The organism is Halomonas halophila, from assembly GCF_030406665.1.
Lineage (GTDB): Bacteria > Pseudomonadota > Gammaproteobacteria > Pseudomonadales > Halomonadaceae > Halomonas > Halomonas halophila.
Genome location: NZ_CP129121.1, coordinates 1,099,550 through 1,112,526, shown reverse-complemented (window position 1 = coordinate 1,112,526; position 12,977 = coordinate 1,099,550). Strand labels below are relative to the sequence as shown.

Genomic DNA, 12,977 nt, shown 5'->3' with positions numbered 1-12,977 from the left:
TCCTGAAACTGGCGGTTGAGGCCGGTCCCGCCCCTCGGGGACAGAACCGGATGCAAGGGGGTTGTCGTTCCTACAGGCGATAGAGGCGTCGGGCGTTGTCCACGAACAGGGCCCGCTTCTCGTCCGGCGAGCCATCGGCGACGATCTCGGCATAGGCCCGCCAGATCGCCGGATAGCGGGCATAGAGGCCGTCCACCGGAAAGTTGGAAGCGAACATGCAGCGCTCCACCCCGAAGGCATCGAGCGCCTCGAGGATCAGCGGGCGGATGCTGCCCTCCGTCCAGTGGTGATCGAGCATGCCGAAACCGCTGAGCTTGAGACTGACGTGATCGTGCTCAGCCAGCCGGCGCAGGCCGTCGCGCCACTCGCGCCAGCCGGCCACTCCATGGCGATCCACGTACATGCCGGCATGATTGATCACCAGCGGGATCTCGGGATGGGTTTCGGCCAGGCGCGCCGCCTGCGGCATCTGCGACGGGTAGAGCTGCAGGTCGAAGGACAGCTCATGACGCGCCAGCAGGGCGAAGTTGTCGCGCCAGGTCGACTCGCCCATATAGTGGCGGCCAACATAGTCATACAGCGGGTCGGCATGGACGTTGAGGATCTGGCGCACGCCGCGCACCCGCTCGGACGCCAGACACTGGGCCGCGAGCCGTTCGCCGGCGTCCGGCCGGGACAGGTCGGCCCCCACCACCAGGGCGTTGGGCAGCCCCGGCGCGGTGCCCTCGTCGGCCAGCCCGGCCAGCCAGCGGGTCTCGGCCAGCGGATCGACGGCATCGGCCTCGACGTGAACGGCGCCGAGCAGCTCGATGTCGCCGGCGTCGGCCAGCAGCTCCCGCAGGCCATAGTCACGGGCCATGGGCGAGTAGTCACCGAGCAGGTTGGGAGACGGATGCTCGAGCCAGGGCTGGTTGCCCTGGGCGAGGTCCCAGAAGTGCACATGGGGGTCGATCACTTGCATCATTGGTCTCCGGGCCGGAACGCGAACAGCTCGTCGAGCGGCACGCTGACGGGGGCGTTGTCCTCATGAGTGTCCATGATGTCGGCCATGTAGTCCCACCAGCGGCGCATCACCGGCAGCGCCTGCAGCGACTCGACACGGTGATCCTCGCGCAGCACCATGATGGCGAACAGTCGGTGCGTCTCGGCATCGAGGAAGATGCGATAGTCCTCGATGCCGGCGTCGCCCAGCGCCGCGGCGAGCTCCGGCCACAGGGCATCATGCCGACGCCGGTACTCGGCTTCCTGGCCGGGATGCAGGGTCATGCGAAAGGCGTGGATCGGCATGTCGTCCTCTCCTGCTCGTCGTTGTCATGGCGGCTCAGTGGGTGTAGGGCCGCGCCAGCTCGCAGTCGGGGTTCAGGCGCACGCCGAAGCCGGGCTTGTCGAGCTTCGAGGCCGCCATTCGGCCGTTCTCGGGCACCGGCTCGTCGAGCAGCAGCGGATTGAACATCGGCACCACCTCGTCCGCCTTGGGCGCCATCATCAGGAACTCGGCGAAGGGGCTGTTGTGGCGGGTGATCACGAAGTGGTAGCTGTAGACCGAGGAGCCGTGCGGCACCACCAGCTTGTTGTGGGCATCCGCCAGCGCCGAGATCTTGATCAGCTCGGTGATGCCCCCGCACCAGCCGACGTCGGGCTGGATGACGTCGCAGCAGTCCATCTCCATCAGCAACCGGAAGCCCCAACGCGTCGCCTCGTGCTCGCCGGTGTTGACCAGCATGCCCTTGGGCACGTCCCGCTTGAGCTGGGCATAGCCCCAGTAGTCATCGGGCGGCAGCGCCTCCTCGATCCACTTCAGGCCGTACTCCCGGGCGCCCTGGGCCAGGCGGGTCGCGTAGTTCACATCGAGACTCATCCAGCAGTCGTACATCAGCCAGAAGTCATCGCCCACGGCGCTGCGCATCTCGGCCAGGTGCTCGAGGTTGCGGCGGAGCCCCTCCTCGCCCTCGGCGGGGCCATGGACCAGCGGCATCTTGCCGCCGATGAAGCCCATGTCCTTGGCCAGATCGGGCCGCGCCCCGGTGGCATAGAAGGTCAGCTCGTCGCGCACCGGGCCGCCCAGCAACTGGTGCACCGGCTCGCCGCGCACCTTGCCCAGCAGGTCCCACAGCGCCAAGTCGACGCAGGAGATGGTGTTGATCACCACCCCCTTGCGGCCGTAGAACAGCGTGGCATTGAACATCTGGTCCCAGATCTTCTCGATGTCGGTGACCCGCTGACCCTCGATGAAGCGCGTCAGGTGCTTCTCGACGATCCAGGCACCGATCTCGCCGCCGGTGGTCACCGCGAAGCCGGTGGTCCCGTCGCTGGCCTCCAGCTCCACCACCAGGGTGCCGAGCACGTTGAGGCCGAAGCTACGGCGATTCATGCGGTACTCCGGATACTTGCTCATCGGCGTGGCGATCTGGGAGTCGATCCAGTGGCCCTCGGCCTGGTCGTGGTAGTCCGCCCCGCCACCGCGAACGGTGTAGGCGCGAACCTGCTTGATGGTGACCTCGCTCATGGGCTTCCCCTCTGGAGTTGGACGCAAGTAGGTGCTGGGGGAAGTTCTACCCAAGGGTGTCGAGGGCGACCAATGAGAATCACGGCCCTTTTGATACCTTTTCGTTATCGGAAAGCCGTAGCCCGCATGCTAGGCTGGCTGAGGCTGATTGCCACAAGACTCCGCTTTATTCGGCATTCGACCAATGTCGTAGCCGAAAAGACGAGTGACACTCCATAATTTCCAGGTATCGAAGAGGTCGCACGATGGAGGGCTATCAGGCGCTATTGAGCCGCCTGCGCTACAAACACCTGCTGCTGGTGGCGACGCTGGGGCGGTTGCGCAACCTGCACCAGACCTCGGCGGCCATGCACATGTCGCAGCCGGCGGCCACGCGCATGCTGGGAGAGATCGAGAAGGTGTTCGGCTGCCGGCTGTTCGAGCGCACCGCGCGCGGCATGACGCCCACCACCGTGGGCGAGATGCTCATCGACTTCGCCGACAATGCCCTGACCCGCCTCGACCGCTGCGCCGAGGAGATCCACCGCTACCAGCTCGGCGGCCGCGGCCAGTTGACCGTGGGCACCATCATGGGCGCGGCCCCCGATCTGGTCGCCCAGGCGGTGATCCAGCTGAAGCGCGAGCGCCCGATGCTGCAGATCCGCCTGATGGGCGAGACCAGCGACCAGCTCGTCGAGCTGCTCGAACAGGGCAAGATCGACATCGCCATCGCCCGCTACGCTACCTCTATCCAGCACAACCAGTTCGACTTCGAACCGCTGGGTAACGAGACCCTGGTCACCGTGGTGCGTCGCGATCATCCGCTGTGCCAAGCACCGCTGCCGCCGCTGGCACAACTGCTGGAGGAATGGCCCTGGCTATTGCAGCCCATGGCCACGCCGGCCCGCCAGGCGCTGGAGAAGGAGTTCGAGTCGGCGGGGCTGGTCTCGCCCCGCGACATCATCGAGTGCGGCTCGATCTTCGCCGCCCTGCAGCTGGTGCAGCAGAGCGACTGCCTGATGGTGATGGCGGAAACCGTGCTGCGCGACCACCTCGATGCAGGCCTGATCACCCCCCTGCCGCTGTCGTTGGGACGCGCCCTGGCCCCCTTCGGCCTACTGACCCGCAAGGATACGTTCCAGGGCGAGCCAGTCAGTGGCTTCTGCGAGATCCTGCGCCGCACCGCCGCCGACTGGCATCGCGGATCAGCGGTCTGACGGATCGACGACTCGCCGTGCCGTCGGCGGCCCGGCCAGAGCGGCGATCAGCGCCGGGTCGCGATCGTAGATGTCCGGCCGGAAGCTCGCCAGGCCGCTCGCGTCGCCCTGGGCGGTCCGGTAGTGGAGGGCCAGCGGCACCGGCCGGGCCAGGGAGACATTGCGGGTCTCGCCGGTGGCGAGCAGCCCGCCAAGGTCGATCGCGGAGCGGCTGTCGGCGATCAGCAGCCGGGTCAGGTCGGCGACGCCTTCCACGCGGATGCAGCCGGAGCTCAGCGCCCGCTGCGGGCGATGGAAGAGCCCCCGGGCCGGCGTATCGTGCAGATAGACCAGATGGTCGTTGGGGAAACGCAGCACCAGCCGTCCGAGCGGGTTGCGCGGGCCGGCGCGCTGGCGCAGCATCACCGCGCCCGGCCGCTGCCAGTCGATGGCCTCGGGGTCCAGGCGTCGGCCCTGCGGATCGATCGCCTCCATGTCGTGCTCGGCCAGATAGTCGAGGTCCCGACGCACCGCGGGCAGCACGTCCTCGCGCATGATGGTCGGTGGCACCGTCCAGGTGGGGTTCAGGGTCAGGTAGGTGATCTCGGAGCGCAGCACCGGCGAGGCGCGGCCGGGCTGGCCGACGATGACCCGCGCGCCCCAGCGCTCGCCATTCGGGCGATGGTAGTCGAGACGCTGTCCGGCCAGATCGACCTCCAGCCGCCACCCGGAGCGCTCGCCGGAGAGCCAGCGGGCCCGCTCCAGATTGGCACGCAGGGCCTCGATCCGCACCCGGGCCGGCACGTTGAGCGCCGCCCGGGTATTCGGCCCGATCACGCCGTCCTCCGCCAGCATGTGCCGGCGCTGGAAACGCCTCACCGCCGCCGCCAGGGTATCGTCGTAGCGATGCTGGCCCGGCGACTCCAGGGCGATGTCGGGATGGTTGGGCAGATAGTGCGTGACATCGGCGGCCATCACCTCGAGCTCGCCGATCATCGCCAGGCGTCGGCGCAGCAGGGCCACGTCCTCGTCGACGTGGCCCGGACGCAGCGGCGCCTGGCGCGCCGGCAGCATCGGCCAGCCGCCCAGCCCGGCGATATGGCGATAGCGCGTCAGCGCCCGCTTGAGGCCGGCGTACTCCTCCCCTTCGGGGCGCGCCAGGGCCAGCGCCGTCTCCACGTCGCCATCGGCGATGGCCCGTTCGATGCCGACCAGGTCCAGGCGCGGCGGGGCCACCGGAATCTCCCAGTCGGGGTAGACATCGCGCGGGTCGAGGCGCCCACGCTGCAGCTGGGTCAGGGCGTCGAGCAGGGTGCGGCTGGCGTCCAGATCGAAGCGCACCCGGGCAGCCTCCGAGGCCGCCGGGTCGAGCGCGGCCTCGGCCTCGCGCGCCAGGCGCTCGGGGCGGTAGTCGGCGGGGTCGAGACCGTCGCCCTCCAGGGCCTCGAGCAGCTCGACCAGGGTGGTCACCGCCGCACGATCTTGCCAGACTGGCAGCCCGCCGTGCAGCGCATAGAAACGCGCCAGCCGCGGCGAAGCCGCTTCGAGACGCTCGTCCAGTAGAGACGCCGGGGCGGCCGACTCGTCGACGGCATCGGCGTCAGCCTCCGACGCCGTCTCCGCGTTCGCCGTGATCGGCAACAACGCCACCAGCATGATCATGCCGCCTCGGCGCAGATATCGTGGTAGGACGTTCGCGACTCGCATGATATGGCCTCCTGGCATTCGGCTGACGAGACTGGTCTTCCTGACCGCCTTGTCCATAATACGACAAACTGACGCCTCTACGCCCGACAAGACCGATCGGCGAGGCCCCGAACACCGACAGATGAGCTTTCACCTTACGACATGAGACGCCGTATGCCCTTGCCGCGTTCAAGGGGCCGACGCCTGGCCCCGCTGCTGGCCGCCGCCCTGCTGCTGGCCACGCCCGCCTCGGCGCGGGACTTCCTCTCCCGGGCGATCACGCCGCTGGCACCGCCTTCCCCGCTGGCGAACCGCCTGACGCACCTCGCCCCCACCGCCGACCCGCAGGTCCTGCGCCTGGCGGCCCAGGCCCTCTCCTGCGCCGATCCCGGCGCCGAGCGGCTGGCGGTGATCGACTTCTCGCTGCCCTCCACCGAGCAGCGGCTGTGGGTCTTCGACCTGGTCCGAGACCGGCTGATGTTCCGCGAGCTGGTCTCTCACGGCCAGGGCTCCGGTGACGCCATGGCCAGCGAGTTCTCCAACGTGCCGGAGAGCCATCAATCGAGCATCGGCCTGTTCCGCACCCTCAACAGCTACGAGGGCAGCAACGGCTACTCGCTGCGCCTCGAGGGCCTGGAGCCCGGCATCAACGACCAGGCCTTCCAGCGCGCCATCGTCATGCACGGCGCCGACTACGTCAGCGAGGCATTCATCGAGCGCACCGGCCGCCTGGGGCGCAGCCACGGCTGTCCGGCGGTGCGCGAGGAGATCGCCGTACCGCTGATCGACAGCCTCAAGGAAAGCCAGTACCTCTTCACCTACTACCCCGATCCCGAGTGGCTGGCCGACTCGGCCTTCCTGCGCTGCCCCCGAGACGACCGTCAGCTGGCGTCCGTGACGCGCTGACGTCTCCCAGCCACGTCTCGCTGCCACAAGCACCACATCGGCGCATGACCGGGCCAGACCGGCCCGGTCATGCGCCATACCGCGCCGTCCTCGGCGCCCCCCGCTCTCCCGGAAAAATATCTAACGTGCTGAATAAGCGGAATTCCCGACACCCTGGCAATGCTTATGCATAAGTATCGGCAGTAAGCGCCAGACGTGGACCAGGCCCCTCGGGGTACGAGTGCGTCGGACCCGACCTTCAACGGCGAAGGCCCAAGAGATCGCGTGTTCGAACGTCATTCGACGAGGTACCCCCATGGAAATCCGCAACAAGGCCAACAGGATCCGTCTGCTCAACGGGAAGATGCCGCAGATGCGTGCCTTCCACTTCTCGTGGTTCGCCTTCCACCTCTGCTTCTTCGGCTGGTTCGGCATCGCCCCGCTGATGGCGGTGGTGCGAGACGACCTCGGGCTGACCAAGACCCAGATCGGCAACACCATCATCGCCTCGGTGGCCATCACCATCGTGGTGCGCCTGGTCATCGGCGTACTGTGCGACCGCATCGGCCCGCGCCGCGCCTATACCTGGCTGCTGTGCCTGGGGGCGCTGCCGGTGATGAGCATCGGCCTGGCCGACAGCTTCGAGACCTTCCTGCTGGCGCGCCTGGCCATCGGCGCCATCGGCGCCTCCTTCGTGATCACCCAGTACCACACCTCGGTGATGTTCGCCCCCAACGTGGTGGGCACCGCCAACGCCACCTCCGCCGGCTGGGGCAACCTCGGCGGCGGCACCACCCAGATCGTGATGCCGCTGATCTTCTCCGGCATCCTGATGCTCGGCGTCAGCGAGACCCTCGGCTGGCGCCTGGCGATGGTCGTGCCGGGGATCGTGATGCTGCTCACCGGCATCGCCTACTACCGCTTCACCCAGGATGCCCCGGACGGCAACTTCGATGAGCTGCGCGCCCGCGGCGAGCTGCCGCCGGCCAGCGGCGAGCACGGCATGGGCGCCAGCTTCAAGGCCGCCGCCAAGGACGTGCGCGTCTGGGCCCTGTTCGTGGTCTACGCCGCCTGCTTCGGCGTCGAGCTGACCATCAACAACATCGCCGCCATCTATTACTTCGACAACTTCGACCTGAGCCTGGCCACCGCCGGCATGATCGCCGGCCTGTTCGGGCTGATGAATCTCTTCGCGCGCACCCTGGGCGGCATCTTCTCCGACCTGTTCGCCCGCCAGGGCGGGCTCAAGGGCCGGGTCCGCTGGCTGTTCATCGCCATGCTGTGCGAAGGCGTGGCACTGATGTTCTTCTCGCAGATGCATGTGCTGGCGCTGGCTATCGGCATCATGCTGGTGTTCAGCCTGTTCGTGCAGATGGCCGAGGGCGCGACCTTCGGCGTGGTGCCCTTCATCAACAAGAAGGCGCTGGGCGCGGTGGCAGGCATCGTCGGCGCCGGCGGCAACGCCGGAGCGGTCGCCGCCGGTTTCCTGTTCCGCGCCGAGTCGCTCTCCTACCAGCAGGGGCTGTTCTATCTCGGCATCGCCGTGATCCTCGCCTCCCTGTGCGCCCTGGTGGTGCGCTTCTCGCCCGAGGTCGAGGCCGAGGAACAGGCCGCCTACCGCGAGGCCGCCAGCGGTGCGGAAGAAGGCGCGCTGTCGCTGCGCTGAGCCCTGTCTCGTCCCGCCGGCGCCCCCGTCGTTCCGCGACGGGGGCATCATCGTTGGCAGGCCACGGGTTTGCAGACCCCGAGGGATATGGCCATTCTGGAAGACACTGTGCCCCGGCAAGGAGAGCGGAATGGAACAGGTACTGTTGATCACCGGCGCCTCCAGCGGCATCGGTGCGGCCACGGCCCGCGCGGCATCGCGCGAGGGCTACAAGCTGGTGCTGACGGCCCGGGCGCGCGAGCGCCTCGAGCCCCTGACCCAGGAGCTGGGGCCGGAGAACGTGCTGAGCGTGGCCCTGGACGTGACCGACATGGCCGCCCAGCAGGCCATGGTGGAACAGATCCTCGAGCGCTTCGGACGCCTCGACGCAGTCTTCGCCAATGCCGGCCGCGGCGGCTCGCCCGGCGGCTTCAGCGGCGCCGATCACGAGGCCTGGCGAGAGATGCTGCTGACCAACGTCTATGGCCTGGGGCTCACCGTGCAGGCCACCCTGCCGGCGCTGCGAAGGACGCGCGGCCACATGCTGCTCACCGGCTCGGCCGCGGGTCGCGCCACCATCCCAGGCTCGATGTACGGCGCCACCAAGTGGGCGGTGACAGGTCTCGGCTATAACCTGCGGGAAGAGTTGCGTGGCAGCGGCATTCGCGTGACCCTGATCGAGCCGGGCATGGTCGACACGCCCTTCTTCGACGAGCCCCCCGAGCATGCCCTGGCGGCCCGCGATATCGCGGCGGCCGCGCTCTATGCACTCGGCCAGCCGGCACACGTGGACGTCAACGAGATCCTGGTTCGCCCCACGCCGCCGCTGTCCGACGCGTGATCCCGATTTCCCCTCATCACAAGGAGCTACCCCATGACGATCGCCACCGGTGACCGCCTCCCCGACGTCACGATCAAGACCAACGGTCCCAAGGGCCCCGAGGACCTCGCCATCGGCGACTTCTTCGCCGGCCGCAAGGTCGTGCTGTTCGCCGTGCCCGGCGCCTTCACCCCGGGCTGCTCCAACACCCACATGCCGGGCTTCGTGGTGCACGCCGATGACATCCTCGCCGCCGGCGCCGATGCCATCGCCTGCATGGCGGTCAATGACGCCTTCGTGATGGATGCCTGGCAGAAGGACCAGAACGCCCAGGCGATGACCATGCTGGCCGACGGCAACGCCGAGTTCACCCGCGCCCTGGGCCTCGACATGGACGCCAGCGGCGGCGGCATGGGCACGCGCAGCAAGCGCTTCGCGCTGGTCGCCAACGACGGCGTGGTGGAATATCTGGGCGTCGACACCCAGAAGGGCGTGATCGAGGCCAGCAGCGCCGACGCCATCCTGGCCCATCTCAAGGGCTGAGCCGGCCCGAGGAGGCATGCCATGCACGACGCCATGACCCTGACCGGAAGCTGCCTGTGCGGCGCCGTGGCCCTCGAGGTGCAGGCCTCGCGCCAGAACATCGGCGCCTGCCACTGCCAGATGTGTCGCACCTGGGGCGGCGGGCCGCTGCTGGCGCTGGAATCAGTCTCGAGCGTCCATCTCGAGGGCGAGGACAACGTCACCGTCTTCGCCTCCTCGGACTGGGCCGAACGCGCCTTCTGCCGCCACTGCGGCACGCATCTGTTCTATCGCCTCAAGACCGGCGAGCACTATGCGGTGCCGGCGGGGCTGGTCGATGTAGGCCAGGCCTGGACCTTCGACAGCCAGATCTTCATCGACGAGAAGCCCCCCTGGTACGCCTTCGCCAACGACACCCGCGACCTCACCGGTCGCGAGGTGTTCGAGGCCTTCGAGCGAGGCGACGACTGAAGCCGTGCCTCGGCTAGGTTTCGGCCCCAGCCGCCTGCTCGACGAAACGAAGCGCCCCCGGCAGATGCCGGGGGCGCTTCGCATTGGGACAAGGAAAGGGGCATGGAAGAGGCGGCGCGATCAGACGCCGATGCGGCCACCGTCCTCGCGCTGGATCACCACCGTGGAGGCCCGCGGCCGCACGCTGCCCTGGGTCTCGGCGGTGGCGTCATCGCCGGCCGGCCAGTTCCCGGGGTGCTGGATGTTGATGAACATCGCCGTCTTGTCCGGCGTGAAGCAGATGCCGGTCACCTCGCAGCCGTTGGGACCGACCGCGAAGCGCTTGAGCCGGGCCTGGTCACCGCCGCCGACCACCGAGGCATCGCCCTCGGCCTGGCTGACGTTCTGGGGCACCACCGCCAGCACCTGGTCGTTGGTGTACTCCGTCACGTTGGTGTAGCCGTTGTCGGTCTCGATCCACAGGATGCCCTGGCCGTCGCCGCGATCGTCGTAGTGCAGACCGTCGGGGCTGGCGAACTGGTTGAGCTCGGTCAGCCCGGAGAGGTTATCGGCATCGCCGGCCGCCGCGCCGAACACGAACACCTCCCAGTCGAAGCGCGTCGAGCCGGCATGCTCGCGCCAGCGAATCACCTGGCCGCCCTCGTTCTCGGCCCGCGGATTGGCGGCGTTGGTCGGCGCCGTGGCATAGCCCACACCCGTTTCCTGAATATCGTCGCCGTCGTTGGTGTAGGTCGCGGCAGTACCTTCCTCGGTGCGCTGGGAGTTGTTGGTCAGGGTCATGTAGACCTCGCCGGAGGCCGGGTCCACCGCGCCCCACTCCGGGCGGTCCATGGGCGTGGCGCCCATCAGGTCGGCGGCGTCGCAGGTGTGGATGATCACGCCGGCCTGATCGTCCGCGGCCAGGCCCAGGGCCTCGGCGAGGGTGCGCCCGTCGCGGGTCTCGGCGTCCGGGGTCAGCGGCAACCACTCGCCGGAGCCGTCGGCATCGAAGCGGGCCACGTAGAGGGTGCCCGCGTCCATGTACTTGGCGCCGAGCGCCAGGCGATCGACGTCGGCGCCCGGGCGGTTGGCATCCGCCGGGTCCCAGAGGGCCTCGGAGACGAACTTGTAGATGTACTCGTTGCGCGAGTCGTGACCGGTGTAGAACACCACTGGCTCGCCGGCGACCAGCTTGCCCGGCCAGCAGCCCTCGTGACGGAAGCGCCCCAGGGCGGTGCGCTTGACGGCGCGTTCGCCGGTGTAGGGATCGATCTCGACGATGTAGCCGAAGGTGCGCGGCTCGTTGCGATAGTCGTCGAGGGCCGAGTCGCCCGTCGGGGTGGCATTGAAGCGAGCGAACTCGTCGTTGCGCTCGCTGGCATCGCCGGCGGCGGTTTCCCAGCCGTAGCGGCCACGCCCGGTGGAAATCCCGAGGCGATCGTCGTCGAGCTGGCGGTCGGCATCCTTGATGAAGTAGCCCGGCCAGTTCTCCTCGCAGGTCAGGTAGGTCCCCCAGGGGGTATAGCCGTTGGCGCAGTTGTTGTTGGTACCGCGCGTCAGGGTGCCGTCAGGGGAGTACTTGGTCTTGACGTAGTCGCTGCCCGCCACCGGGCCACTCAGCGCCATCTCGGTGGCGCTGGTATAGCGGCGGTTATAGGAGGAATCCGCCACGTGGCCCCAGCGACCGCCGTCCATCTTCTGCAGCTCGACCACGGTCACGCCATGGGCGTTGATCTCGGTGCGCACCTCCTCGGCCGGACGCTTGCCTTGCTCGGCGTTGGTGGGCCCGCCCTTGGGCGCCCAGAGGGCGGCCTGGTCGATGTACTCGTTGTTCATCGCCAGCAGGAAGCGGCGCGAGGCAGAGCCCTCGTCCAGGGCGAAGTGGTGCATGCCGTCGTGGTGCATGCCGACGCTGTTGGCCTGGATGTCGGCGGTAAAGGCCAGGTCCTCGCGCCAGGCCGGGGCCTGGCCGTTGAGCGGCGTCCCCCAGGGAATCAGCACCTGAGCGGTATAGCCGGCCGGCACGACCACGGCGTCGGTACGTGAACCACGAATGGCCTCGAAGGCCAGCGACAGCGGCGTCTTCTCGGCGCCCGCGGCCTCGGCACGCCCGGCCAGACCGCCCATGCCGAAGCCGCCCAGCATCGCCATGGCCGCCATGCCGAGTCCGCCCTGCATCACGCGACGGCGCGAGACATGCTTCTCCAGCACCGAGGAGAACGGCTCGTTGCTGCTCGGGTTCAACAGGCGATGATCTTCGATTTCCTTGCTCATCCTGGTCTCCTCACGGTCAGACGTCTTCTTATCCGGCCGACGATGAGACGCCTTCCTGCACCGCATCGTCGGCATCGAGTCAGACTCGGGATGATGCGCCACGGGCGTGACAGGAAGATGACGCACGCTGGGCCAGCGGCGAGGCCCACGCCGGCGGCCACGGGGCCGGCGTCCAATCGGCCATGCGCACCACGCTGCCCACCACGATCAGGCAGGGGGACGGCAGCGGCGTCTCGGCGAGGCGCGCCGGCATGTCGCCCAGGGTGCCGACCAGCGCGGCCTGCTCGGGCTGGCTGGCGTTGGCCACCAGCATGATCGGCCAGTCGTCGGGCAGCCCCGCGCCACGCAGCCCGGCGCAGATCGCCTCGACCTTGGCCAGGCCCATGTAGAACACCAGGGTCTCGTCGCGGCGGGCCAGCGCCTGCCAATCCGGCGCCCCGCCCTCGCGGCACAGCTGCGCGGTGATGAAGCGCAGCTGCTGGGCATGGGCGCGATCGGTCAGCGGGATGCCCATCGAGGCGCAGGCCGCCGAGGCGGCGGTGATGCCGGGGACGATCTCCGCCGAGACGCCGGCCTCGGCCAGGGCGGCGAGCTCCTCGCCCATGCGGCCGAACACCCCGGGATCGCCGCCCTTGAGACGCACCACCGACTTGCCCTGCCCCGCCAGCGTCACCAGCAGCGCGCCGATCTCGTCCTGGGGCACGCTGTGGTGGCCGCTGGCCTTGCCGACATAGTAGCGCTCGCGGCCGGCGGGAATCAGCGCCAGCACCTCCTTGCCGACCAGCCGGTCGTAGACCACGGCATCGGCCTGAGCCAGCAGCCGCGCGGCCTTCAGCGTCAGCAGCTCGACGTCGCCGCTGCCGGCGCCGACCAGATAGACCCGCCCGGGGCGACACTCGCCGCGCAGCGAGAGACGCGCGGCATCATCCTCCGCTTCGCCGACGCGACCGGACCTCCAGCGGGGCGACAGGCCCAGCCCCAACCTAGCCGAACCCAGCCGTGCCAGGGCAGAGA

Annotated in this window: 12 protein-coding genes; 6 read left to right on the top strand and 6 right to left on the bottom strand. The window is 68.7% G+C overall.

The window, feature by feature from the left end:
- Window positions 1–70: 70 nt before the first annotated feature.
- From QWG60_RS05010 to rhmD, 3 genes are read right to left on the bottom strand one after another with little or no spacing between them, the layout of a single operon-like run.
- Window positions 71–961, bottom strand: coding sequence for an amidohydrolase family protein (locus QWG60_RS05010; RefSeq protein ID WP_046079063.1), 891 nt, complete (start codon window positions 959–961; stop codon window positions 71–73).
- The gene (rhaM, locus tag QWG60_RS05005) at window positions 961–1,287 is read right to left on the bottom strand and encodes an L-rhamnose mutarotase (protein ID WP_046079064.1); all 327 of its coding nucleotides are present in this window, start codon (window positions 1,285–1,287) and stop codon (window positions 961–963) included. Before rhaM ends, QWG60_RS05010 begins: the two co-directional genes overlap by 1 nt.
- A gap of 34 nt (window positions 1,288–1,321) precedes the next feature.
- The gene (rhmD, locus tag QWG60_RS05000) at window positions 1,322–2,506 is read right to left on the bottom strand and encodes an L-rhamnonate dehydratase (RefSeq protein WP_046079065.1); all 1,185 of its coding nucleotides are present in this window, start codon (window positions 2,504–2,506) and stop codon (window positions 1,322–1,324) included.
- A gap of 245 nt (window positions 2,507–2,751) precedes the next feature.
- On the opposite strand from rhmD, the gene QWG60_RS04995 reads away from it, so the two are divergent.
- Window positions 2,752–3,702, top strand: a complete 951-nt coding sequence (locus QWG60_RS04995) for a LysR family transcriptional regulator (RefSeq protein ID WP_046079066.1) — start codon at window positions 2,752–2,754, stop codon at window positions 3,700–3,702.
- Here QWG60_RS04995 and QWG60_RS04990 read toward each other — a convergent pair.
- A complete protein-coding gene (locus tag QWG60_RS04990) occupies window positions 3,691–5,343 on the bottom strand; it encodes a L,D-transpeptidase family protein (protein WP_246124656.1) in 1,653 nt (550 codons plus the stop codon). The two genes, QWG60_RS04995 and QWG60_RS04990, sit on opposite strands and share 12 nt — an antisense overlap.
- A gap of 198 nt (window positions 5,344–5,541) precedes the next feature.
- Here QWG60_RS04990 and QWG60_RS04985 point away from each other — a divergent pair, with 198 nt between their 5' ends.
- The 5 genes from QWG60_RS04985 to QWG60_RS04965 all read left to right on the top strand — a co-directional run bounded on the left by QWG60_RS04985 (window position 5,542) and on the right by QWG60_RS04965 (window position 9,710).
- Entirely contained in the window at window positions 5,542–6,273 is a 732-nt protein-coding gene (locus QWG60_RS04985) for a murein L,D-transpeptidase catalytic domain family protein (protein ID WP_052052335.1), read from the top strand.
- A 295-nt stretch (window positions 6,274–6,568) separates the two neighbouring features.
- Complete coding sequence (locus QWG60_RS04980; RefSeq protein ID WP_035592921.1) at window positions 6,569–7,918, top strand: NarK family nitrate/nitrite MFS transporter; 1,350 nt, start codon at window positions 6,569–6,571, stop codon at window positions 7,916–7,918.
- A 130-nt stretch (window positions 7,919–8,048) separates the two neighbouring features.
- Window positions 8,049–8,738, top strand: a complete 690-nt coding sequence (locus QWG60_RS04975) for an SDR family oxidoreductase (RefSeq protein WP_107181658.1) — start codon at window positions 8,049–8,051, stop codon at window positions 8,736–8,738.
- Between the two features lie 33 nt (window positions 8,739–8,771).
- On the top strand, window positions 8,772–9,260 hold the full coding sequence (locus QWG60_RS04970; protein ID WP_046079069.1) for a peroxiredoxin: 489 nt from the start codon (window positions 8,772–8,774) through the stop codon (window positions 9,258–9,260).
- 21 nt (window positions 9,261–9,281) lie between these two features.
- On the top strand, window positions 9,282–9,710 hold the full coding sequence (locus tag QWG60_RS04965; protein WP_035592917.1) for a GFA family protein: 429 nt from the start codon (window positions 9,282–9,284) through the stop codon (window positions 9,708–9,710).
- 120 nt (window positions 9,711–9,830) lie between these two features.
- Here the strand turns inward: QWG60_RS04965 and QWG60_RS04960 are convergent, their stop codons facing one another.
- The gene (locus QWG60_RS04960) at window positions 9,831–11,963 is read right to left on the bottom strand and encodes a PhoX family protein (protein WP_146908323.1); all 2,133 of its coding nucleotides are present in this window, start codon (window positions 11,961–11,963) and stop codon (window positions 9,831–9,833) included.
- A 79-nt stretch (window positions 11,964–12,042) separates the two neighbouring features.
- On the bottom strand, window positions 12,043–12,969 hold the full coding sequence (gene cobA / locus QWG60_RS04955; protein WP_290130938.1) for a uroporphyrinogen-III C-methyltransferase: 927 nt from the start codon (window positions 12,967–12,969) through the stop codon (window positions 12,043–12,045).
- Between the last annotated feature and the right edge of the window lie 8 nt (window positions 12,970–12,977).

Excerpts from the sequence above, each read along its gene's own strand:
- QWG60_RS05010 (WP_046079063.1), bottom strand. The coding sequence starts at position 961 with ATGCAAGTGATCGACCCCCATGTGCACTTCTGGGACCTCGCCCAGGGC.
- rhaM (WP_046079064.1), bottom strand. The coding sequence starts at position 1,287 with ATGCCGATCCACGCCTTTCGCATGACCCTGCATCCCGGCCAGGAAGCC.
- rhmD (WP_046079065.1), bottom strand. The coding sequence starts at position 2,506 with ATGAGCGAGGTCACCATCAAGCAGGTTCGCGCCTACACCGTTCGCGGT.
- QWG60_RS04995 (WP_046079066.1), top strand. The coding sequence starts at position 2,752 with ATGGAGGGCTATCAGGCGCTATTGAGCCGCCTGCGCTACAAACACCTG.
- QWG60_RS04990 (WP_246124656.1), bottom strand. The coding sequence starts at position 5,343 with ATGATCATGCTGGTGGCGTTGTTGCCGATCACGGCGAACGCGGAGACG.
- QWG60_RS04985 (WP_052052335.1), top strand. The coding sequence starts at position 5,542 with ATGCCCTTGCCGCGTTCAAGGGGCCGACGCCTGGCCCCGCTGCTGGCC.
- QWG60_RS04980 (WP_035592921.1), top strand. The coding sequence starts at position 6,569 with ATGGAAATCCGCAACAAGGCCAACAGGATCCGTCTGCTCAACGGGAAG.
- QWG60_RS04975 (WP_107181658.1), top strand. The coding sequence starts at position 8,049 with ATGGAACAGGTACTGTTGATCACCGGCGCCTCCAGCGGCATCGGTGCG.
- QWG60_RS04970 (WP_046079069.1), top strand. The coding sequence starts at position 8,772 with ATGACGATCGCCACCGGTGACCGCCTCCCCGACGTCACGATCAAGACC.
- QWG60_RS04965 (WP_035592917.1), top strand. The coding sequence starts at position 9,282 with ATGCACGACGCCATGACCCTGACCGGAAGCTGCCTGTGCGGCGCCGTG.
- QWG60_RS04960 (WP_146908323.1), bottom strand. The coding sequence starts at position 11,963 with ATGAGCAAGGAAATCGAAGATCATCGCCTGTTGAACCCGAGCAGCAAC.